This window comes from Winogradskyella schleiferi (assembly GCF_013394655.1).
Taxonomy (GTDB): Bacteria; Bacteroidota; Bacteroidia; order Flavobacteriales; family Flavobacteriaceae; genus Winogradskyella; species Winogradskyella schleiferi.
This window is the reverse complement of record NZ_CP053351.1, coordinates 3063739-3088643: the sequence shown is the minus strand read 5'-3', so window position 1 is coordinate 3088643 and position 24905 is coordinate 3063739. Positions and strand designations below refer to the sequence as shown.

Sequence of the window (24905 nt, the reverse complement as noted above, 5' to 3'; positions counted from 1 at the left end):
TGTAATGAAACCTGAAACCAACTATATAGAAACCAATATACCGTTAACGCAGAGCCAGTTGTTATTATGGATGGGACAAAAAATGAATCCAAAAAGTCCCATGTATAATATGGCGCATGCTTTCGAAATATCTGGTGCTATAAATGAAGAAATTTTTAGGCAATCATTTCAAGATTTAATTGATTCTGCTGATGTTTTTAGGATTACGTTTGCCGAAAACAAGGGAATTCCGTTTCAGAATATCTTGAAAGAGGTGCAATACCAGTTGAAAATTGAAGATTTTTCAAGTAAAAATCAGGCAAATTTAGAAGAAACATTACACCAACGTACGGAGGAACTTTTCGATTTAGATCAACTGCTTTTTGATTCAGTCTTATATAAGCTTAGCGATGCTAAATACGTTTGGTTTTTAAATTTACATCATTTAGTTACGGACGCCACCTCATCTACGATTCTATTTGAAAATTTCAGCAAAATATATACAAAGCATTTAGAACAATCGAATAATGATTCTGTAGAAATTCCACAATATAAAGACTACCTAAACTTTGAGAGGATTGCAGCGAACGACAAAGAAAAAGATGCTGTTAGACTATACTGGAAAGAAACAGCTAAAGAAGTATCTGCACCACCTGTTTTATATGGGCAAACTCAGAAAGAAAATTCCACGTTATCATATCGAACAAAAGTAAAACTTGGGGCTGAGCGTATCGCGAAGCTGGAATCACTTTCAAGTCAACCTGAGATTCGCTGTTGGACAAAAGACCTGACTTATTTCAATATTTTTTTAACGGCATTGTTTGTTTATATAAAAAGAATAAGTAATGAGGATAAGCTGGCCATTGGTGCTCTATCCCATAGCAGAGTGACAAATGCGTTTAAGAAAACGGCAGGTATGTTTGTGGAATTGTTTCCTTTGGTTACAGAGTTTTCCACAGACGATACATTTATGTCAGTTTATAATAAAGTACGAAACGAAACCAATGATTATTTGAGAAATGCACAACCTGGAATGGCAAATGCAGAGGCCAGTAGAGGTTTTAATGTGGTACTTAATTATATTAAAGCAAATTTTTCAGAATTTAATGGTATACCTACAAAATCGACATGGATTCATCCTAACCATTGCGATCCGTCCCATCATATGAGGTGTACGGTTTATGATATGGATGGTACTGGAGATATTGAACTGTATTTTGACTTGAATGCTGAGGTTTTCAATACAAACTTACAACAACAGGTGCCAATGCACTTACTCACTATTTTAGATGCTTTCTTAGATGATGCTTCTCAGGTAATCGACAAACCTTCATTGGTTAGCAATGACATAATTAGAGAAGGACTAAGTACGTTTAAATTTAACGATTCTTACAAGCCCTTTCTTCTAAAGATTGCAGATGTTATAGCGAACAATGGCGATGCGGTTGCCATACGGAATGGTAAAGAAACATATACCTATCTGGAGTTAGATCATTTGTCTAACGCCATGTACCATAAGCTGAAAAATAAGGGAGCTTCTTCTGGTGATCGTATAGGTGTCCATCTATATCGATCTTCAGAATATATTATTGCGCTAATTGCTATTTTGAAGTTAGATGCCGTGTTTGTACCTATTGCAGCAGACCAACCCGAAGATCGTATAAATTATATCATAGAAAATTCGGATTGCTCAATAATAATTACAACGTCTGTTTTAGTTGATAAATTTTCAGAAAACGGAATTCCTATTCTAGATCTTGACAAAGAGGATTGGCGAGAAAACAATCTTCATAATGAAATAGTTTTTCCAGAGAGTCAACCAGATCAATTGGCTTATATACTCTATACATCAGGTTCAACAGGTCGACCAAAAGGGGTTATGGTTACCCATAATAATTTATCAAATTATCTTTTTTGGTGTAATGATTTCTGGGGAACCCAGACAAAATTTGCCTTTTGTACCTCCATTAGTTTCGATATCACCTACACCGCGATTTTCCTACCGCTGTATCATGGAGGAGAAGTTATCGTTTATAAAGAAGATACTGAAGGACCTGATGCCTCAGTGTTTCGAATGTTAGAGGATAACAGGGCAGATTCCATAATTTTAACGCCTTCGCACTTACTATTGTTTATAGGTAAAGGGAATTCTGAATCAAAGCTTAGAAATATGATTGTTATTGGTGAAGATTTTAAAACCGACTTGGCGACTAAAATTCAAAATGAATATCATAAAGATTTATCTATTTATAATTTTTACGGTCCTACTGAAGTTACCATTGGCAGTACCATTACAAAATATAACCCTCAAATTCATACTAATGTTTCGGTTCCCATAGGAGTTCCTATTTATAATACCATTGTTTTGTTGCTAGATGATCATTTAAATGCTGTGCCAGATGGTGTTGTTGGTAATTTATATTTAGGAGGTTATGGTGTGGCGAAAGGCTATGTGAAACGACCAGATTTATCTGCAGAGCGCTTTATAAAAAACCCATTTTTAAGTACTGATGTCATATACAATACTGGTGATTTAGTGAGGCTCAATAGCAATGGGGAATATGAATTCTTTGGGCGAAAAGATAATCAGGTTAAACTCAATGGCCATCGCATAGAACTGCGCGAGATTGAGCATGTGCTAGAGCAGCTAGAAGGCATAAAAGAAGCTGTAGCATTGGTTATACATAGTGATGATGATTCCTTGAAAAAAATGAGTCAATTAATAGCATTTTACAGAGGAAATTCTGAAATAGATTCTTTGACGCTAAAAACGCATTTAGAATTAAAATTACCGAAATATATGGTTCCGCTTCAATATCGATACTTAAGGGAATTTCCCTTAACACCAAATGCAAAAGTAGATCGAAAAGCTTTAGGCGAAATGGATGATGTTCAATTAAAATCTGACCTGCCTTATGTCGCTCCAAGAAATGAAATTGAAGAGATAATTGCGAACATTTGGACTGAACTATTAGAAGTGGAAAAAATTAGTGTCCACGATAATTTCATTGCCTTAGGTGGTCATTCTTTATTGGCGATGCGAATTACCAGCCAGTTAAATGAAATTCTGGAAATGGAAAACCCACTAGACAAAATTTTCGTATATCCTACTGTAGCCTCTTATGGAAAGTATGTTGAGGAAACCATTATAAAGCTATTAGCCGATTAAACTATGCCAACCACTAAAAAAAATAGTATTAAGAATGTTGTATTCAGAGCCTTGGCTGTGACGATAACGGTATGCTATATTTTAGGGCCTGCTCAACTTCCGTTGCGCACGATGTTTCACTCGGTTTCGCATTATTTGGAGGCACCAAATCATATCATAGAACATAATAATGATAATCATCATGGTTTTGAAAAACAGCGAATTGCAAAAAATAGCAATGGTAATTCCACATTTAACCATGAGCATAAAGTTTTGGATTTTTTAGAGGTTATTTTTGAAAAACATTCAAGTGAAGAGCAAAACCACAATGGCGAATCAACAAGTACTGATTTCAAAATAAATAAACACATTACATCCAACACATATCATATAGCTATTATTGATTGTTATAACTTTGATAGATCACAATTTTTGGAAACGTCTTTGATTTCAATAAAAGGTTATCTCGATCAATTATATCGACCTCCCAAAGTTTAGTGTATTAAAAAAAAGATTGAAATATTCTACACTTTCATTCTTTTAAAATTTCGATTATAATTTTTTTAAAAGAGATCTTTAATAAAAGATCCCTTCAGCTTTGATCCTAATAAGATTCAAAAGGAATTATAGTAATACATTAAATATTAAATAAAAAAACATGAAGAATATCTTACTATGCCTAGCGTTTATAGCGCTAAGCGGTACTGTTGTCGCCCATGAAATTAGCGGTACAGTTACAGCAGAAAACAATAAACCCATCGAAGGTGTAAATATTTACAATCAAAATACTGGTGGTTACGCTTATACAAATGTATCAGGTTATTATGAATTAGACGATATATCAGTAGGTGACGTCATTGTCATTAGCGGTTTGGGTTATGAAAAACAACAATTTATCATTGCAGAAAATCAATTGGATGCCACCATTGATATTGTGCTTCAAGAATCCGCAGTATCCTTAGATCAAGTGGTATTAGTGTCTAAACTAAATGTCTTAAGTCAATTTGCCAACGTGGATATTAAAACGAACCCAATAAAATCTTCCCAAGAGATTTTGAGGAAAGTACCTGGATTAATTATAGGGCAGCATGCTGGAGGTGGAAAAGCTGAGCAAATTTTCTTAAGAGGGTTTGATATTGATCATGGTACAGATATAACTATAAGTACAGACGGTTTACCTGTTAATTTGGTTTCCCATGCACATGGACAAGGCTATTCTGATCTGCATTTTGTAATTCCAGAACTTGTTGATAATATCGATTTTGGAAAAGGACCCTATTATGCAGACAAAGGAAATTTTAATACCGCAGGTTATATTGAATTGAATACAAAAAAGTCAATAGATGATAATCTTGTAAAACTAGAGTTGGGTCAATTCAATACACTAAGATCCGTTAATTTATTTAAAATTTCCGAGAGTAAATATAGCAGTGCTTTTATAGCTTCAGAATTAGTGCTTACGGACGGTGTATTTGATTCGCCGCAAAACTTTAATCGTTTAAACATCTTAGGTCGTTATAATTTTAATAATTACGAAGATGAGGAATTAACGTTGTCATTTTCTCATTTTCAAAGCCGATGGGACGCTTCTGGACAAATTCCTACAAGAGCTGTGGAGCAAGGTCTTATCGGACGCTTTGGTGCTATTGATGATACAGAGGGCGGTTTAACTAGTCGTTCTAATATTTGGGTTAATCATACCAAACAAATCGACGAACATCAGCGCATAAAGTCAAAAGCATATATATCTAAATATGATTTTGAACTGTATTCAAATTTTACATTTTTTCTTGAAGACCCTGTAAATGGCGATCAGATTAAACAGAAAGAAAGCCGAACAATAATTGGTGGAGAAAGTGTTTACAACAGAACGTTTCACATCGAGAATCATGATGTACAATTAAGTTTTGATGCTGGTGTAGGTTTTAGATATGATGATGTTAACGACGTAGAATTGTCACGTACAAAGAACAGAAACGAAACCTTGGAGCGATTAGCTTTTGGAGATGTGGATGAATTAAACGGTTATGCTTTTTTTAGCGGTAACTACAAAACAAAAAAATGGACTTTAAACCCTGGTTTAAGAATTGACTATTTTAAGTTTGGTTATGTAGATTTTTTAGAGGAAAACTATGAAACATTAAGCGAAAATAAAGTCATTGTGAGTCCTAAGTTCAATACTATTTTTGCAGCATCACCGAAGTTACAATTATTTGGTAAATTAGGTTATGGGTTTCATTCTAATGATTCTCGTGTAGCAACGGCAAATACAGGTGAAGAAACCGTACCATCTGCTTTTGGAGTGGATATAGGCACCATAGTAAAACCTGCTGATAGATTAGTTTTAAACGCGGCTTTATGGAGTTTATTCTTGGAACAAGAGTTTGTTTACGTGGGTGATGCAGGAGTTGTGGAGCCAAGCGGAAAATCAAGACGTTATGGTGTGGAATTTGGATTCCAATATCAAATTAATGATTGGTTGTTTTTAAATAGTGATATTAACTATACCGTAGCGCGAAGTGTAGATGAACCAGATGGACAAGATTTTATTCCCTTAGCGCCAGATTTAACATCTGTTGGCGGAATAACAATAAAAGATCTTGGTAAATTCTCTGGAAGTCTAAACTATAGATATGTAGATGACAGACCTGCAAATGAGGATGATTCGATAGTTGCAGATGGTTATTTCGTTTCGGACTTCAACTTCAACTATAATTTTGCAAAAAATTGGACATTTGGAATCATCATAGAAAATGTGTTCGATGTCGAATGGAATGAAACACAGTTTGCTACCGAAACGCGCTTGTTTAATGAAACAGATCCAGTAGAAGATATTACGTTTACACCTGGTTCACCTTTCTTTGCAAGAGCGATGCTATCGGTTAGATTTTAATAGAGTAATATAGAGATAAAAAAGCTGGCAAGCAACTCAAACCACTTAATTATAGATGGCACATTATGAGTTTTAAGTTTAATTATAAACCTCAAAAATTGAATGCTGAATTGATTTTCAGCATTCAACTTTTGAGGTCTTTCTAATCCTAATAATTATAGTAATTTATCATTGAAAATTAATTTTTTCCATAAACTATGCAGCAAATTATTAATCGAGTTTAAACTTACTCATCCAACAATAAATTCAAAGTTACTGTAATATTATCACGTGTGGCTTTACTAAACGGACAAGCTTCATGTGCTTTTTCTACCAAGTCTTCTCCGGTTTCTAAATCGACTCCTGGAATATAGCAATCTAAAGTGGCTTCTAAGAAAAAACCATCATCGTCTTTGCAAAATCCTATAACTGCGGTGACGCTTAACGCTTCTTCATCGATTGTAATGCCTTCATTTTTTGCAACGGATTGCAGTGCGCCTCCAAAACATGCACCGTAAGCGGCACCAAAAAGTTGTTCTGGGTTAGTGCCATTTCCACCATCACCTCCCATTGATTTTGGTACAGAAAGATTATGGTCTAAAGGACCATCTTCGGATTTGATGTGACCTGCTCTTCCGCCTTCAGCTTTTGTGGTTGCTTCATATAATGTTTTCATTGTCATTTGGTTTTAAAGTTAAGGTACTAAATATACTTAGATACATCAGCCTTCTAAAATCTACCGTCTTAAATTTCTCATAAATTTGATAATGCATAGGTTAGGTATTGATTGTCCTAGGCTTCCTTAAAGCAAAATTTATATGCTATATTTTCTCCCATTAGTTTTTATAAGAGTTATCAATGGGTACATAATTAGTGTATATACTATCTAAATGGTGTTTTCTGTCTTCTTCATTTTTATAATAGGTAGTTAAATTACAAACGTCATTAGAATCTTTAATAGTTAAAAACCCTTTCGACCTTAAAAATTCTAGATATTCATCTAAGTTTTTAGAAAACATACCAGTTCTTAGTTTTTCCTTATTGATCGCTTCTCGTTGCTCTTGTCTTTCTTTTATGGTATAATAACGACACGTGTTGTTATAAGGAATGTTTGTATTGAGTTTATTCGCTTCGTATATATTGTTATAACAGGTTTTGTAGTTTTTTAAACTGTACAAAAAAGTTTTTTTAGTAAGCTCAAAATAGGCTTCTGGAGCTTCCAGAGTGTGTAAGGTATAACCCCAAAGTGTTTCATTTTCGAAAATTTGAGAATGGTGAACTATAACCACAACGGATTTAATACCTTTTTCGTCAAGCCATTCTGTAGCCAAGGCTTTGAAAGTGTCTTCTTTGGGTTTGTTAATTGAATAATATAAGGATGAAATGTCTTTATATAGTTTTGCAACTTCTGGAATTTCAAATTGATGGGTCAGTTTAATGTTTAAAGAATCCGCATAAGGCCTAAAATCTTCTTTCAGAAGCGTTTCAATAGTTTTATAAGCAGCGGTATTAATTTGAGTTTTGTATTTATTATTTAATTCCGAAGATCTATAATCCCAAAAATAATTCGAATAGTTTTTAAATACTTTTGCTCCTAATGGACTTTGAATATATATTGAATCTGCAGCTGTATTTAAAATCCAATCTGCAGGAAATGGATAAGCACCAACGACTTCTTGTTTATCATCAAGAATAGGATAGTATTTTAAAGTTGGTTCTGTAAGTTCATAATCATGATTTCTATTGGATGTTGCATCGGTTTCATACAATTCTGCCAAATCTTCTGCTGAATTTGAAATATACTCGCCTTTACAAGATGTAAAGGCAAGTATAAAAGTGGTTATTATAATGGTTGCGAGTTTCATTTTATGCGATTAATAGCCTCCACCATTGATGTTTTGTAATTGCTCCCAGTTTTCACCGTTGGTATTGTTGTCAATATTTGGATTCCAATTAGGATTGTTAGTACCATAATATTCGTTGTTACCGTTCATCCAAACATTGTTGTCATAACCGTCAATTTTATAAGTGTTGCCAGATCCATCGGTCATATTTCTACGTTCCCAAATGCCATCTACAGCTCTTGCCTGTCCCGCATCAGATACTGCATTTCTTCTTTTCCAGCTTTCATGACTGCTATCTAACATATCGCTATAGGTTTTTCCGTTTTGGCGTATGGCTCTACCAGTCGCTTCTATGGCTGCCATTCTTGCTTGGTGTCCGGCATTACTTCTTTGTGCCATCTGAGAATAGTGCTCATTGTTGGTTTTTACCCATTGAGGATTGATTTGTAAATTAAGTAAAGAATAGATGACATCTTGTTTGGCATTTTGATAGGCACTTTGAGGAGCTTCCATTGAGTTGATAGTGTAGCCCCAATCTATACCACCAACAGCTGTATATTGTGTTATAAAATAGCGGACCACTCCAAGAGATAAATTACCTTTTTGATCTTTCCATTCTGTTACCATACACTGGAATTGTTTGTTCTCTGGTGTGGCCTTAAACATATAGCTATCTATACGCTTATCTAGTTGTGCCAACTGAGGTAATGGATATTGTCTAACAAACGTTACGCCTTCCTTTTGTAAATAAGGTTTGAAGTCTTCGTTTATAACTTGTTCTAAAGATTTTAAAGGTTGAACATTGGCTCCGTTTTGCTGCGCAAATTGGTTTTGTGATGGATCATTATGATATCTAAATGAGACATATTGCTCGTTATATACTTTTACACCGTTGGCACTTTCAAAGAGTATATTTTCTTGATTTTGGCCTTTTTTCTGCCAAGTTTGAGGAATGGGCATAATTCCAAATGGCATTCCAAATTGTGGAGACATAATTTTATAAGGTTTTAACCTACCGTTGCTTGTTTCTTGTTGTTGGTTATTCTTCTGGTAATTTACGTTCTGTTGCCCATTGCCATTTTGATTGTAGATGGCATTATCTTGACTATTACCATTGTAACTGTCTTTTTGATTATAGTTGTTATTAATATTGGCATCTTGCTGCCCATTATTATTTTGGGAATAATCGCTTTGCTGATTATCATATTGCATGTAATCTTCAGATTCATAATCAAATTCTGTATTGTCGTTATTTTCTTTATTGCCGCAAGAGAAGCAAAGAACTGTAGCGATTACGATGTGAAAAAAGTGTGATGTTTTCATAATATTTTGTTTTTAATGGATTAGTTTTTGTTGTACACTTATATATCGATAACATTAATAAATGTCATCAATTTTTTAAAAGAATTATTGTCGTGTTGAATCAAATGGAAAATTATCTTGGTTGTCTGGAGTGCCATCTAAATCAGAATCTCTAACATTATCATCAATAATCAAGAGTTGCCAGTGGATCGGTAGAAAATCGTTCATTACCAAACTATCAAATTCTGCGGTAGGACCAGAAGCAGCAGAAACGGAGGCATAAGTGGAACCTGTTGTGGTGTCAAAATATGAGTTAATAGCAACTAAACCAGTATTGTTGCCAAACCGAAGCAAACGGGTACTTGTGCTAATTAAGAAACTACCTTGTTGTTGCGACAAATTCTGCTCACAATCTACAGTATAACCACCTTGGTTTTCATGAAAAGCAAACATCGCATTAACTTCTTCGGTTACAATGTCTAAAATATCAACTTGGCTAAAAGAGGATAATCCAGGCACATATCTCCACCTTACTTTGTTACCATTACCATTATTTTTGAATACATTAACTCCTAAACCTATTTGGGTTTCTTGAGCGGTATATCCTTGTGGCATTGTAAAGCCCAAAGCAGGGTATTGGCTATGAATAAATTGTTGTCCAGGATTCGCTAATGTTGGTATTTGAGTCAGAGGAATAGCTAAGCCATGGGCGTTGTCCCAATAAGCACCCGTTGGCCCAACAGCGTTATCACATATGGCAGAAACAAAATTGTTTAGATTGTTGTTGTTGTTGTTATCAGAGTCGGAATCTTTACTGCACGAAGTGAAAAGAATAATTAGAATAACAATTTTTAAATAGTTTACAGTTTTCATAATATAGAGTATTGAGTTTGTTTTCTATTTATCGAAACTTTTTAAGAATGTCATCAATTTTGTATGGATTTTAGAACAAATAATTACAGCTATGGAAAACAAAAAAAGGATTGCCCTAAAGAACAATCCTTTTCTATTGAATTAGAAATTAATTACTTAATTCCTCTTTTCATAAGCTGGTCTAGACGGTGTTTTAAAATTAGTTTCCATAAGTTTCATAACCTCTGTAATTCCTGCTTCGAGCTGTGCATCTCTTCCTTTAGCTAGACTTTGGAAATCTTCCACTACTTCGATATCAGGATCTACACCATGACCTTCCTTAAACCATTCACCCGAAGGATTATACATTCTAAACGTCGGTACGGTAACACCTCCATTATCTATAAGTGTAGGTGCTCCTGAGATACCAATAAGTCCTCCCCAAGTTCTTGTGCCGATAAGCGGTCCAAGTTCCCGCTTTCTAAAATAATCTGGAAAAGCATCGCCTCCAGAACCACTAAACCCATTGATAAGCATCACTTTTGCTCCAAAGTTACCAGATGGAGGCCATGCCCAATCCTTGCCGTCTCTTACCGCCCAAAAGGCGAGTGGTTTTCTGTCTAAAAGTTCTATAAAACGATCTGGAATCTGACCACCACTATTAAAGCGCTCATCAATGATTAAGCCTTCTTTCTCCATTTGCGCATAGAATTGTCTTACCATTTCATTTTGGCCATCCCTTCCTGTACTGCGAACATAAATGTAGCCTACTTTTCCATTAGTAGCTTCATCAACACGTATTCTGTTGTTTTCAATCCAGGCGAGATGTCTTAAACGGGTTTCAGAACTTAAGGGCTTTACAACGATATGTTTAGCATCCTTCATATTTGGGCTGCTATTTACAGTTAATTTCACAGCCGTGTCTGCCAAACCTTGCAAAGATGCTGAAATAGGTTTTTCTGTATCTATAGGTGTGCCATTGATTGCTAAAATGTAATCACCTTCATTTATTTCTAAACCAGGTTTTGCTAAAGGCGATCGTACTTCGGCATCCCAAGAAGCTCCAGAAAGAATTTTGTGTATTTGAAATGCACCATTATTGAGTTTTAAATCGGCACCCAGATAACCAACATTCATGCGTTTTGATGATTCTCTATCACCACCACCATTGTAAGTGTGAGAGGCATTTAATTCTGCAATTAAGTCACCAATTATAATATTGACATCGTTTCTTGTGTTGGCTTGTTCAATTAGTTTTCCATAACGTGTTTTCATCATTTCCCAATCGACACCATGCATATTTGGATCGTAGAAAAAGTCGCGTTCAAAACGCCATACATCATTAAAAATTTGTTTCCATTCTTCTTTCGGGATCACAGTCATGTTCATATCTTGTAAAGGCACAGATTTTTCAATCTTTTTATTTTCTCCGATTTCAATGACAGCGAATTTAGAGTCTTTTGCAATTAGAATTTTGTCTCCATTGGAAGCAACGAGGTAATTAGAAACATCAGCTATAATCTGTTTGACTTCCCTTTCTTTAAAATCATAATAATGTAATGACGGAGAGCTTTCGGAATCGGCACCGGAATTTGGATATTTAGCGAATATTAATTTATCTTTTAATGCTGTTAAGTTGCCAAAATTTCCGGCAGGAATATCTAAAAGTTCTACGCGCTCTTCAAAACCATCAAAATCTATTTTTGTGGTCTTGATTTCTTTTTTAGAAGCTTCATCTTTCGACTTGTCATCCTCCTTCTTTTTGTCATTTTCATCCTCTTCTTTTTTTATTTCATAGGCGTCGTTTTTAACGGATAACAATGAAGCGGTAGAATTATCCAAAGTAGCCACGGCTAGATTGGATGAATTCGGATAGATGAACGTATTATCCATGTCTGAATATTCAGGTTGAAACGTACGACTGGTTTTAAAAAACAAATACTTACCATCTTCGCTAAACTCAGGTGAGTCGTCATTATAGTAACCTGAAGTTAATTGTTTCATGGCATTCTTCTTTATATCATAGACAAATAACGCTGTTCTTGCTCTGTTATCTGTACTTCTGGAATAAGCAAAATAGTTGCTATCGGGTGACCAAGTCACTGAAAAATTATTTAGACTCCCATGAAACATGTATTTACCTTTGTCAATTGTTGTTTCCTTACCACTATCAATATCTACATATGTTATGTTCATAGCTTGATCTACGAACGCTATTTTTTTACTATCAGGTGACCAATAAATATGGTAATAAAAGCCATTTTTATGTTTGGTAATTTTTTTAGGTTTATTAGTACCTTCCATGTCGTATAGAAGCAATTGATACTCTCCATCAGCATCGCTCCAGCACGCTAAATGTTTCCCGTCTGGTGACCAAGCAGGACTGCGCTCAGCAACGCCAGAAGTATTCGTAATGTTGGATACAAAGCCTTCTGTTGCTGGTAAATTAAATAATTCGCCTCTGGCTTGAACAACCACACGATTACCATCTGGACTCAACGTCGCATTTTGTACATAATCCTCTACTTTTTTTATTTCAGGAATGAGATCTTTTTGGTCTGAAATAATTTGAATATTAACTTCATTGGTTTCGCCGGAAACTATGTTGTACAGGTATAAGTTACCTCCAACTTCAAAGATAATTTCACTATTGCTACTTTCTGGAAATGTAATGTCATAATCTTTGAATTGGGTTAATTGACTATTGGTTTTGGTATTTAAATCATACTTCCAAAGGTTATTTCTTTTGTTTGGCCCATTGTCAGACATGTAAAAGATAGTCTCTCCAATCCACATCGGCAGTTCGTCATTTGCAGTATTATTTGTAATGTTTTCTGTTTTAAACGTTTTGAGGTCAAAAACTAAAATGTCTGGAGCTGTGCCTCCTCTATAACGTTTCCAATTTCGAGATACTCTAGATCGATCAGTGTAAGCAATTTTGTTGCCGTCATCGGAAAAAGCGGCATATTCTCCATAAGGAACACTTAACTTTTCGGGAGTGCCACCTTCAGACGATACGGTATAAAATTGACTGTAGCGTTGACGTCCACTTTCCCTAGATGAAGCGAATAGTACAGACTTTCCATCCGGTGTCCAACCTAATACTTTGTCATTCATGCCATGATAGGTTAATCGTTTTGGAATACCTCCTTTAACGTTAATGACATAGACATCACTGTTTCCATTATAATTGGCGGTGTAGGCAATCATTTTACCATTAGGGGAAAAGCGAGGGAAACTTTCTGCTCCAGCAGGTGAGCTTAATCTGTTGGCAATACCTCCAGATTTAGACACTATCCAAACATCATTACCATAAGTAAAGGTGATGTGTGTATCTGAAACATCTGGATATTGCATTAATTTACCGCTAATTTGTGCAGATAGTGCGGTTATACTAAACAACAGAATTAAAAGAAGAATTGATTTTTTCATTGTATTTGATTGATTTTGATTAATAAGTTCCTAAATTACTAAAAGTCTTTGAGCCTAAATTGAAATGATCTGAAATATTAAATCTAATCCAGTTGATGTAAAGTTTTAATTATGAATAGGTTTACCTTATTACTGGGAATCATAAAAGTTATCAAAATTGATATAAATTGCGAAGAAATGGATAAATTATTCTATAAATATTTGTGTAATATTTAAGGGTTTTGATTCGAAAATACGTTAAATTTGTTATGTTAATCTTTAACAAATATTGACCCAAATGATTCAGTCTATTACCGTAAATACTGGTTGTAATTCAACGGTTAACTTAAGTACTTATTTCGATTTTCGTAGCCCATACTTTTATAATCATATATTAGAAAAAAGGAAATGTAAATTTTGATTCTTTTTTGAGATTATATTTCTATTTAATAATGAATTCTAACAAAGTATTACACTAAGAAGTGACCTATCACAACCCCTTTTTATCTAAAAATTTCAAATCTATTTGGCTAAAACATTTTACCTCAAAAAGTGACGAAGTAAAATCTTTCAAGTTCTTTGCAGATTTGGAATTTGTGAAATTTCATAATAGCCTCATTTATGTTAATGTAGGTGAAACCTATACTAAAGGTGTGGATTATACCATCCATTCAGGAGACGATTCTGATTTAAATAATAAAACAGTTTTAGTTTATGATGTTCCAACTTATTTTGAGTTGGACACAACTCAACTAGGCCAAAAAATCAAATTGCTCAAGTCTAAACAATATCCAGGATTTTTAATTGAAACCAGCAAGTATAATAGTTTAAATGACTATATGCTCGATAATTTTAATAGAAATAGTAGGAATAAAAATAACAAGTATAAGAGACGACTGGAAGAGTCATTTAACATTAGCTATAAAATGTTTTATGGAGATATTTCAAAGTCTGAATATGACTTCATTTTTAAAGCATTCAAACTTTTATTAGAAAAACGTTTTGCCGATAAACAGATTACCAATAATAATTTAGACCCAAAGGAATGGTCTTTTTATTATGAAGTGGCATTTCCATTGATATTAGAAAAGAAGGCATCACTATTTGTCGTATATGATAATGATAAGCCCATTGGTGTGACCTTAAGTTATTTATCTAAAAACACCCTTTTTGATGCCATCACAGTTTTTGATATCGATTATTATAAATTTCATTTGGGTGCAGTGACCATAATGAAATTGATAGAGTGGTGTATCGATAATGGAATGGAAAACCTAGATTTCTCAAAAGGCTATTTTGAATATAAATCGCGATGGTGTACCAAACAATATGATTTTGAATATCATATATTCTATGATAGCACGTCTGTAACATCTAAAGTTTTGGCATCTACACTAAAAAGCAAATACGATTTAAAACAAAAGCTTAGAGAGAAAAAATTAAACGAAACATTACATAAGTTAACCCATAAGTTTACTGAAAAAGAATCTGAAAAAACAGAAAAAGTTTATTATCAATTTTCTGATACTAATTTAAGCGAAACGGAAGAAGAACGTACTTTAATTGATTTTAAATCTGGCAACAACAGAGCTATAAAATTAATGATTTTTGAATTCCTTTACCTTTATCAAGAAAACTATAATCATATTCAATTATTTCAATTTAAAAAACATAAGAATAGTTACCTTGTTGAAGGACGTAAAAAATCTATTTTGGTTAAAGTCAATCACTAATAACATACTTTAAACAATAAGTTGTAGCTCACCAATAACAATTTAAATATGGATCAAATTGCTGTTTAATTCACTTCAGTTTCTAATATTTTTACCAATAGTCTATGTGCTTTATTGGTTTGTATTTAAGAAAAATCTTAAATATCAAAATATATTAGTAATTGTTGCTAGTTATATATTTTACGGTTGGTGGGATTGGCGATTTTTATTCCTTATTGCGTTCAGTACGTTAGTCGATTTTTATGTAGGTCAGCGTATCTATAAACACATTGATAACAAACAGAAGGCAAAACATTGGTTGTGGGTCAGTCTGTTTTTTAATATAGGCTTACTCGGATTCTTTAAGTATTACAATTTCTTCATTGATTCATTTATTGATTCATTTAGTGCGTTTGGCTACGAAATAAAAAGTACATGGACCTTGCGTATTATTTTACCTATAGGTATTTCCTTTTATACGTTTCAGACCATGTCGTATTCTTTCGATATCTATTATAAAAAGCTAAAACCGACCCGGAATTTTGTCTCCTTTGCAGCTTTCGTTGCTTTTTTTCCGCAGTTGGTTGCTGGTCCAATAGAGCGTGCTTCAAATTTGTTAAATCAAATAAATACCAAACGTGTATTTAAATACGACCAAGCTTCAAGTGGCTTAAAATTGATTCTTTGGGGATTTTTTAAAAAGTTAGTCATTGCGGATTCATTGGCACCTATGGTCGATGATATTTTTGCCAATTATGCGTCCTATCCAGCTTCCACATTAATTTTGGGAGTGTGCCTATTTAGTTTTCAAGTGTATGGCGATTTTAGTGGTTACACCGATATTGCCATTGGTACGGCTAAATTGTTTGGTATTGAATTGATGTCCAACTTTAAATTCCCAAATTTCTCAAGAAATATAGCAGAATACTGGCAACGTTGGCACGTGTCCCTATCGACTTGGTTTAGACATTATTTATATATTCCGTTAGGTGGTTCTAGGGTCAGCAAACTCAAATCCATTAGAAATATCATCATTATATTTTTGGTCAGTGGCTTGTGGCATGGTGCCAATTGGACGTTTGTGTTTTGGGGAGCCATTCATGCTGCGCTTTATATTCCGGTGTTTTTAATGGGAAGAAATCGGCTGTATGCTAATAATGTAATTGCTGAGAATAGTTGGCCTTCCGTAAAAGAAGTCCTTCAAGTTGTACTTACTTTTATTTTGGTTACGTTTTCTAGAATATTTTTTAGATCACCATCCATAAATGATGCTTTTAATTACATCAGCCAGATTGTTAATAATTTTACATATCAAGCTTACGTACATCCAATGGGTTACAGAATGCTGGATTTTTACGTGCTGATAGCGTTGTTTACGTTTTACGAATATCTTATCCGCAAAGATGAACGTCATCCATTCAAGTTTAAAAGCCCTATTGTAAGATTGCTAATATATGCTCTGATAATAATCAGTATATTACTGTTTTATGATGATGGTGTAAACAGATCATTCATTTATTTTCAATTTTAGATCTGATGAAAAAGTTTATTTTAAAAACCATACTATATATTGTACTCATACTCGCTATTGTTGAAGTTGTAGTAGGGGTATTCCATTTATATACTGAAGATCCACCTCGTTTTATAGATGAGTTTGGTGTTGAGAAACGTGTGCCAGGTAATACAGGTTATGCTGTTACTGGAAATAGAAATCAAAATTATTCAAGATTTAGCATTAATAAAGCAGGTTTCAATTCGCATCGTGAGTTTACACCCACTATAGATAAGTTTGAAATTGCCTTAATTGGAGACTCCTTTATAGAAGGCTTTCATCAAGATTTTGATGATTCCACAGGAAAAAAAATAGAGGATAGAATACCCAATTCTGAAGTTTATGAATATGGCTATTCGGGTTATGATTTGGCAAACCAGATGCACCTCATTAAGGCTTATAGAAAAGACTTTGATTTAATTGATGAAATCATCATTTATCTTAATTACGAAAGTGATTTAGATCGTGCTGTGTATGAACCAAATTACGATCGTTTAAAGTTGGTGAATTCAACGCCATTTAAGATAAGGGACAATATTAAAATTTTAGCTTACGGTTCTAAAATAGGAATTTTGGAACCTCTTAAACGTATGGTTAGCGGAAAAGCATTTGAAGAGCCAAAAAATGGATATCAAACTAATGAAATAGAAGCTATCGATGAATCCAAACAAAAAACGATAGATCTACAACGTATTGAAAATTTTAAGAGTTTAATAAATCTATATGGTTTTAATAAAAGCAAAACATCTCTTTTGTTAGATTCAAGAAAAACAAGTTCACGGTTTTTAGACTATTGTGAAGCCAATCATATAAACGTTATAGATTTTGCAGATAACATGAAGAATTCTAAAAAAGCAACAACATTAATCTATGACTGGCATTGGAACAATCATGGACGAGATTTAATTGCAACTACAATTGCTGACTACATAAAGTCGAAAAGAAATTAGATGATATGAGCAAAAAGATAATAATGATTGCAGGTGATTGGAACTATCCAAAAATGGTTTATCAGAGCCTGATAACTGATTTTAACATTGAACATATAATTATAGACCGAGGAGAGCGTACATCGACAATGTTGAAACGAAGAGTTAAAAGGCTAGGTGTTGTTCATGTTATGGGTCAGTTACTGTTTCGAATAATTGCAGTAACATACATTAATAAAACTTCAAAAAAACGATTTCAAGAAATTCTAGATAAAAACGGTATCAGTGAAACTAATTTTCCATCAGAAAAGACTACCGAAGTTACATCAATTAATTCTGAAGAAGGACGTCAAATTTTAAAAGAACTGAACCCAGATATTGTTGTTATTGTTACTACTAGAATATTGTCAAAAAAGACATTAGAATCGATAAGTGCTCACTTTATCAATATACATGCTGGTATTACACCATATTATAGAGGGTTGCATGGAGCCTATTGGGCACTTATTAATAAAGACGAAGAACATTGTGGCGTAACCGTGCATTTGGTTGATGCAGGCATTGATACAGGAAATATACTGTACCAAGAAACCATAACGGAAAGCATTACTCCCCAAGATAATTTTATGAGTTATACGTATCTACAATTGGCAAAAGCACTACCACTTCTAAAAAAAGCGATTAGGGATATTGAGTCCGATTCTTTAACATCCACAGCGCACGCTAAGGAAGCAGTAAATAACAAATTATTCTATCATCCGACGTTTTGGTTCTATCTATATAACAGATGGTCTAGGGGAATCAAGTAATTCTATATCAATTATAGCAACAATATTGGCTTACAAGTTTGGAGCTATTAAAATTCTAAAACAAATTGTAAGGGTAAAAGACATCATTGAAAAGTTTCACGAGTATAAAGAAAATCAAAGAAAATCAAAAATTCCAATAGACACTTCAAAATTGAAGTCATGAAATCTGAACATGTTGATACCGCGGTTTTGGATGAGATAAATAATAATACTGATGCATTAATGGCACTTAGACGGTTAATTTTCGATTTCCTATATAATTCTGATGAAAAACATAAATATATTTAGCTTTATAAGCTAAAAAACAAGTCGGGTTCCTTTTTAGTTGTAGGCAAAAATGTTCAGCTGAAATTACATTATAAAAGCAATTTTTATAGGAACTATAAGCTTTTTTGTGTTCACATTAAAATAATATATGTTTTGTTGAGTTCGACTTTTCGTAATCTTATTTTAAAATAAACCACTGATTTCACCACTATCGCTAATGTCTATACCTTCAGATGCAGGATGCGCTGGCAAACCTGGCATTCGCATAATATCACCTGTGATTGGTATTAAAAAACCTGCGCCAGAAGCGATTTCAATTTCCCTTACCGTTATATTAAAACCTTTTGGACGACCTAATAATTTAGGATCGTCAGATAGGGACTTTTCGGTTTTTGCAACACATATCGCTAAGTTGTCCAAACCGAGTTTTTTAATACGTTTCAGTTGGCGTTTAGCATTAGACGTATATTCTACATGGTCAGCGCCATAGATCTTTTGAGCAATGGTTTCGATTTTAGACTCAACGTCATTATCCCATTGGTATAAAGGTTTAAATTTAGATTTAGAGGTTTCAACAATCTCAATAACATGTTGTGCTAATTCAATGGCGCCTTCTCCGCCTTTGGCCCAGACGTCTGCAACGGCAACACGAATATTTTTAGCTTTTGCAAAATCTTTAATGGATTCAATTTCTTCTGTAGTGTCCGTTTCAAATCGGTTTATGGCAATTACAGGAGTTACACCAAATTGCAAGATGTTTTCTATATGTTTTTCAAGATTAGGTAAGCCATTTTCTAAAGCTTCGACATTTGGTGTTTTTAATGATTTTAAATCTGCGCCACCATGGTATTTCAAAGCTCTAATTGTTGTGGTTAATACAACGGCTTTAGGTGAAATATTTGCACTTTGACATTTAATATCAAAGAATTTTTCAGCACCTAGATCACACCCAAAGCCTGCTTCTGTAATGGTGTAATCAGAAAAGGTCATTCCCATTAATGTGGCAATAACGGAATTTGTGCCCTGTGCAATATTTGCAAAAGGACCACCATGTATAATGGCGGGATTTCCTTCTATGGTCTGAACTAAATTGGGTTTAATGGCATGCTGTAATAAACTAGCCATGGCACCGGCAACTTTTAGGTCTTTGGCATAAACAGGTTGGTTAGAAAACGTATAACCGATAAAAATGTTTCCAAGACGTTTTTTTAAATCATTTAAATCTTTGGCAATACAAAGAATAGCCATAATCTCAGAAGCTGCAGTAATATCAAAACCGGTCTCTCTTGGAATGCCAGAAGTTGTACCTCCCAAACCAATCACTATGTTTCTTAATGCTCTATCGTTAACATCAAATACGCGTTTCCATGTAATGGTTCTTGGATCTATACCTAATGAATTAGTTTTACTTTGAATGTTATTGTCAATTATGGCTGACAGTAAATTATTGGCTTTTTCAATTGCCGAAAAATCACCCGTAAAATGTAAGTTAATGTCTTCCAAGGGTAAAACCTGCGCATAACCACCTCCCGTTGCGCCTCCTTTAATCCCAAATACAGGGCCTAATGAAGGTTCCCTCAGCACAACTGTGGTTTTCTTCTTTAATCTATTTAACGCTTCAGATAAACCAATGGATATTGTCGTTTTTCCTTCTCCAGCAGGTGTTGGTGAAATAGCAGACACCAAAACCAGATGGCTCGCTTTCGCTTTTGCATTATTTATTAATGAAAGTGGAATCTTAGCTTTGTTCTTCCCATACATTTCAATAAGGTCTGGATCTATTCCTAATTTTTCAGCTATTTCTGTTATGGGCTTTAAATTAACTTTTTTGGCTATCTGAAGATCTGTCATAATAAGATTAGTGTTTAGTCAGTTATCAAAATTAAAAAATCAGCCACAATTTAATTGTGATTTTTATCATGTCTAAACGTGTATTTTTTTTCTTTTATGAGATAATACATTAAAGATTGTAACTTTGTATAAAAATTTAAAGATGCACAAAGCAGGTTTTGTAAATATTATTGGTAATCCTAACGTAGGTAAATCCACGTTGATGAATGCGTTTATTGGTGAAAAATTATCGATAATTACATCCAAAGCACAAACGACTAGACACCGAATTTTAGGGATTGTGAATGGGGAGGATTTCCAGATGATATTAAGTGATACGCCAGGCATCATTAAACCAGCTTATGAATTACAAGAATCTATGATGGATTTTGTAAAGTCCGCTTTTGACGATGCCGATGTTTTGATTTACATGGTTGAGATAGGAGAGAAGGAATTAAAAGACGAAGCGTTTTTCAATAAGATTACCAATTCAAAGATTCCTGTGTTGTTGTTGTTGAATAAGATTGACAAATCCAATCAAGAACAGTTAGAGGAACAATCAGAATTATGGCAAACCAAAGTTCCAAATGCGGAATTCTTTCCTATTTCTGCAACTGAAGGCTTTAATATTCAGAATGTATTTAATAGAATCATAGAATTATTACCAGAGTCTCCAGCATTTTACCCAAAAGATCAATTAACGGATAAACCAGAACGTTTTTTTGTAAACGAAGCCATTAGGGAAAAAATCTTGATGCACTACAAAAAAGAGATTCCATATGCCGTTGAGGTAGATACGGAAGAATTTTTTGAAGAAGAAAACATCATTAGAATGCGGTCCGTAATTATGGTTGAACGTGAAACCCAAAAAGGAATTATCATTGGTCATAAAGGATTTGCCTTAAAACGTGTCGGCGTAGAAGCACGAAAAGATTTGGAAAAGTTCTTCGGAAAGCAAGTGCATCTGGAACTGTATGTGAAAGTGAATAAAAACTGGAGGAGCAATCAGAATCAGTTGAAGCGTTTTGGGTATAATCAACGATAAGTTCTAAGTGTTTCTTCCATAAAGCCATGCAGCTTATACATTTCTGGTTTTCCTTTAGAGCGTCCAATTCTTCCGGCAAAGTACAATACAAACCAGATTACAACCATAAAAAGGGTAAGGGACAATTGTATGGCATAAGAATCATTTAAAGTTGCATTGGTATAAGCCCAAATTCCGAAGCCAAAAAATAGGCCTGCAACTATAAAATGTAAAAACATAAACAGCGTCCAAACAGTTGGTTTAGGCCCAAATAAACCATGAACTATGGATTTGTCACTGCCTTCTTCGTTGATTTCCAAATGTAGCTGTGGCGACCAAAAGTGCTGATCTTTTTTAGGGAATTTAATAAAAACGTGATCGTCAATTCTAGAAACGATAAATTCCGTTTGATGAGATTTCCTTTCTTCAAAGCTTTCCAAAAGTGTTTCGTTATGAGTAGGCACTTCAAATTTAAAGCGAGGTCTTAAAACGATTTCATTGGGAAGTGACATACTATTTTGCAATTACAAAATGGGTTAACGTAAAATTATAAATTCACATCGTCTGTTAATTGAAAACTCTGTTTCAGTACAGTTATCACCACAAGGCACCAACGGTTTAGTTTCTCCAAAACCTTTAGATGTTAATCGTGCTCTAGAAATACCGTTTTGTACCATATATTCTAGTGTCGCACGTGCCCGTTTTTCAGAAAGATCCATGTTAAATTCATAACTGGCTCTAGAATCTGTATGTGCGCCAAGTTGTATTTCCATTCTAGGATATTTTTTAAGTAAAGCCACTAATACATCTAAGGTTTTAGCTGCTTGTTCTTTAATATCCCATTTGGCGAAGTCGAAATAAATATTTTCTAATTCAATATAGGTGTTGCCTTCTGTATCCTCAGTGACTATTTCTTCGGCATCTTTATAGGATTCAATTTCCAATTCAATGTTAAATTCGATGTTGCCTTTGTCATTAGTGTCAAAAAACTCAACTTGAGGAATATATTTAGGCTGAAAACCTTCAACTGAATACTTTTGGTTAGGTTGAGTGCTTAACTTGTATTTACCATCTTCTCCCACAAGTTGCTCTGCCACTACATTGCCATCGTCATCAAATAATGTAACTGTGGTATTAGGTAAGATTTCGCCAGTAACTTTATCTGTAACCAACCCTTCTATATAATAGCTTCTTTCATTTTCAATACGTTTGAAGGTATAGATATTATCAACTCCAGAACGATTAGAAGACAAATAGCCTGTGTTTAAAGAGTCAATAACCACAAACGCAAAATCATCCTTTTCACTATTAATGGATTCTCCCATATTTAAAGCGTCTAAATACTTATCGTTGTTCACACTACTTGAAAACAAATCTAAACCACCAAAACCAGGTTTACCATTGGAGGCATAATACAGTGTGCTGTCTTTAGCTACAAATGGAAATTGCTCTCGTCGAACTGTATTTATATTTGCACCTAGATTAATGGGTTGTCCATAAATGTTTCCATCGAAAATATCTACATAAAAAATATCGAAAGATCCTAAGGAATTTGGCATATCACTAGAAAAATACAGTTTGGTTTCATCGTTATTTAATGCAGGATGCATAGTAGAGTAGGTGTCACTAGAAAAAGGTACAGCTTCTACGTTCGTCCATTCATCATCAACCAATTCGGCTTTAAAAATACTGACAACTGCAATTTTTGTAGAATCCAAATCAATACGTTTTTTGAGGTTTCTGGAAAAATACATGGTTTTGCCATCTTTTGTAAATACAGCATTACTTTCGTGTTGTTGAGACGTGTTTATTTTCTTGTTGAAAGGTTCTATACTATCCAAAGCCATAGTTTCTCCTGTTGAAACTGTAGCTTCATATAAATCTAAATAAGGCTTCCCATTCCATTGGTAGTTTGGGTTTTTTAAGTTTTTAGTAGAAGCAAAAACAATTTTATCGCCATAAATACCAACTCCAAAATTAGAACCACCAACATCACCTGTTAAACTTTCCAGTTCATATTTGTATGGGATAATCCGATTTAATAAGGATTTAAAGTTGTCTGTATTTATAGGATTATTTAAGTGCAGTGTTGAAATTTCATCTGCTTCCTTATAATTTTTAGTGCCTTTCAAGACATCAAAATATTTAAAATAAAAATCCTCAGTTAATTCTTCAAAGTCCCCTTTTAAATCATACACCTGTTTGTATGCTCTGTAAGCACTTTCAAATTCAGAATTGTAATAATAGCAGTCGCCTAACTTCTCTAAATTAGCAGCCGTTTTTGGAAGTTGCGAATAAATCTCAGCAGCTTCGACATAGGCTCTGTTTTCATACAGATCATCTGCTTTATTGGATTGGGAAAAACATAAGCTTCCCCATGTTAAAATGGCAAATAAGAAATATAGTTTAAACGTTTTCATTTGTCTTCAATTAGAAAAATCTTGGCGACTTGTCGAAGCCTTTTCTGGAACTTCCAATATTAAATAATAGCATTATTTCGTGTGATCCAGAATTAAATCGACCTAAATTAGATATGGTATGGTCGTAAGCATAACCAATACGAATCGCATCGGTCATCGAAAAATTAACCATACCAGTATAAGAATCATCAAAACGATAACCTAAACCAAACTCTACAGCATTATCATATCTAATATTAGCATTTAAATCCAACGATAAAGGGGCGCCATTAACGTATTTCGTCATAATGGAAGGTTTAAGTTTAAATTTATCACTCAAATCAAAAACATAACCACCCGTAAAGAAAAAGTGAATGTTTTCAGAACCTTGGGTTACGATGCCACTATCTTCTTCAAGATGTTTTGTTTCCAATAAATTTGGTGCAGAAAAACCAATGTAATAATGCTCCGAGAAAAGAAATAATCCAGCGCCAATATTTGGAAAGGTTCGGCTAATATTTTCTGCAAAAGCTTGATCTGGTTCTGGATCAGAATATACAAATCCATCAAAGTTAGTGTCAAAAATTGTGGCACCAGCTTTTACTCCAAAAGATAATTTAGTTTCAGTACCAATGGGAAGCACATATGCAATATCTGCATAAGCGCTCGTTTGTTTAACAATATCGCCAATTTCGTCATGGACTATAGATATTCCGCCTTCCATACGGTTTGTAATGGTAGAGTGCAAAAAATAGGAAGCTGTCGTCGGTCCTCCAATAGATCGTGCCCATTGTGTACGATAAAGCAAACCAAGATTCATCATGGTATTGTCGTCAGTAGCATAAGCAGGATTTATGACACTCATATTATACATATATTGGGTGTATTGCGGATCTTGCTGAGCATGCGATATTAATCCAAACAAGAGAATCAATATAGTAATGTAATATGTTGTTATTTTATTAATCATTTTAA

The 24905-nt window shown here is 34.0% G+C and carries 18 protein-coding genes; 9 read left to right on the top strand and 9 right to left on the bottom strand.

Translation table 11 applies throughout. The features are described 5' to 3' along the window. The first annotated feature begins 4 nt into the window (after positions 1-4). From HM990_RS13380 to HM990_RS13370, 3 genes are all read left to right on the top strand, one after another. Positions 5-3148, top strand: coding sequence for a non-ribosomal peptide synthetase (locus HM990_RS13380; protein WP_178989425.1), 3144 nt, complete (start codon positions 5-7; stop codon positions 3146-3148). A 3-nt stretch (positions 3149-3151) separates the two neighbouring features. Further along, on the top strand, positions 3152-3625 hold the full coding sequence (locus HM990_RS13375) for a hypothetical protein (protein ID WP_178989424.1): 474 nt from the start codon (positions 3152-3154) through the stop codon (positions 3623-3625). Between the two features lie 160 nt (positions 3626-3785). Continuing rightward, on the top strand, positions 3786-6020 hold the full coding sequence (locus HM990_RS13370; protein ID WP_178989423.1) for a TonB-dependent receptor: 2235 nt from the start codon (positions 3786-3788) through the stop codon (positions 6018-6020). A gap of 226 nt (positions 6021-6246) precedes the next feature. Here the strand turns inward: HM990_RS13370 and HM990_RS13365 are convergent, their stop codons facing one another. The 5 genes from HM990_RS13365 to HM990_RS13345 all read right to left on the bottom strand — a co-directional run bounded on the left by HM990_RS13365 (position 6247) and on the right by HM990_RS13345 (position 13429). Further along, positions 6247-6675 carry an organic hydroperoxide resistance protein gene (locus HM990_RS13365; RefSeq protein ID WP_178989422.1) on the bottom strand — a complete coding sequence of 143 codons (429 nt, stop codon included), beginning with the start codon at positions 6673-6675 and terminating at the stop codon, positions 6247-6249. 160 nt (positions 6676-6835) lie between these two features. Further along, positions 6836-7864, bottom strand: a complete 1029-nt coding sequence (locus HM990_RS13360) for a hypothetical protein (RefSeq protein WP_178989421.1) — start codon at positions 7862-7864, stop codon at positions 6836-6838. Between the two features lie 9 nt (positions 7865-7873). Beyond that, the gene (locus HM990_RS13355) at positions 7874-9166 is read right to left on the bottom strand and encodes a hypothetical protein (RefSeq protein WP_178989420.1); all 1293 of its coding nucleotides are present in this window, start codon (positions 9164-9166) and stop codon (positions 7874-7876) included. A gap of 84 nt (positions 9167-9250) precedes the next feature. Further along, on the bottom strand, positions 9251-10018 hold the full coding sequence (locus HM990_RS13350) for a hypothetical protein (RefSeq protein WP_178989419.1): 768 nt from the start codon (positions 10016-10018) through the stop codon (positions 9251-9253). Between the two features lie 156 nt (positions 10019-10174). Next, on the bottom strand, positions 10175-13429 hold the full coding sequence (locus HM990_RS13345) for a S41 family peptidase (RefSeq protein WP_178989418.1): 3255 nt from the start codon (positions 13427-13429) through the stop codon (positions 10175-10177). Positions 13430-13890: 461 nt separating this feature from the next. Here HM990_RS13345 and HM990_RS13340 point away from each other — a divergent pair, with 461 nt between their 5' ends. The 5 genes from HM990_RS13340 to HM990_RS19935 all read left to right on the top strand — a co-directional run bounded on the left by HM990_RS13340 (position 13891) and on the right by HM990_RS19935 (position 18698). Beyond that, complete coding sequence (locus tag HM990_RS13340; protein WP_178989417.1) at positions 13891-15141, top strand: GNAT family N-acetyltransferase; 1251 nt, start codon at positions 13891-13893, stop codon at positions 15139-15141. A gap of 58 nt (positions 15142-15199) precedes the next feature. Then, positions 15200-16651, top strand: coding sequence for an MBOAT family O-acyltransferase (locus HM990_RS13335; protein ID WP_178989416.1), 1452 nt, complete (start codon positions 15200-15202; stop codon positions 16649-16651). 5 nt (positions 16652-16656) lie between these two features. Beyond that, complete coding sequence (locus HM990_RS13330; RefSeq protein WP_178989415.1) at positions 16657-17622, top strand: hypothetical protein; 966 nt, start codon at positions 16657-16659, stop codon at positions 17620-17622. A gap of 5 nt (positions 17623-17627) precedes the next feature. After that, a complete protein-coding gene (locus HM990_RS13325) occupies positions 17628-18410 on the top strand; it encodes a formyl transferase (protein WP_178989414.1) in 783 nt (260 codons plus the stop codon). Between the two features lie 159 nt (positions 18411-18569). Continuing rightward, positions 18570-18698: a hypothetical protein gene (locus HM990_RS19935; protein WP_262886549.1), complete on the top strand. Its 129-nt coding sequence runs from the start codon at positions 18570-18572 to the stop codon at positions 18696-18698. A 162-nt stretch (positions 18699-18860) separates the two neighbouring features. Here HM990_RS19935 and HM990_RS13320 read toward each other — a convergent pair whose 3' ends face one another. Further along, complete coding sequence (locus HM990_RS13320) at positions 18861-20528, bottom strand: formate--tetrahydrofolate ligase (protein ID WP_178989413.1); 1668 nt, start codon at positions 20526-20528, stop codon at positions 18861-18863. A 142-nt stretch (positions 20529-20670) separates the two neighbouring features. On the opposite strand from HM990_RS13320, the gene era reads away from it, so the two are divergent. Continuing rightward, the gene (era, locus tag HM990_RS13315; protein WP_178989412.1) at positions 20671-21552 is read left to right on the top strand and encodes a GTPase Era; all 882 of its coding nucleotides are present in this window, start codon (positions 20671-20673) and stop codon (positions 21550-21552) included. Here era and HM990_RS13310 read toward each other — a convergent pair. The 3 genes from HM990_RS13310 to HM990_RS13300 are packed head-to-tail and all read right to left on the bottom strand — an operon-like array spanning position 21543 to position 24900. Continuing rightward, positions 21543-22043, bottom strand: coding sequence for a GTP-binding protein (locus HM990_RS13310; protein ID WP_178989411.1), 501 nt, complete (start codon positions 22041-22043; stop codon positions 21543-21545). The genes era and HM990_RS13310 overlap by 10 nt on opposite strands. A 24-nt stretch (positions 22044-22067) precedes the next feature. Further along, entirely contained in the window at positions 22068-23951 is a 1884-nt protein-coding gene (locus HM990_RS13305) for an OmpA family protein (protein ID WP_178989410.1), read from the bottom strand. A 10-nt stretch (positions 23952-23961) separates the two neighbouring features. Next, positions 23962-24900 carry a PorP/SprF family type IX secretion system membrane protein gene (locus HM990_RS13300; protein WP_178989409.1) on the bottom strand — a complete coding sequence of 313 codons (939 nt, stop codon included), beginning with the start codon at positions 24898-24900 and terminating at the stop codon, positions 23962-23964. Positions 24901-24905: the final 5 nt, after the last annotated feature.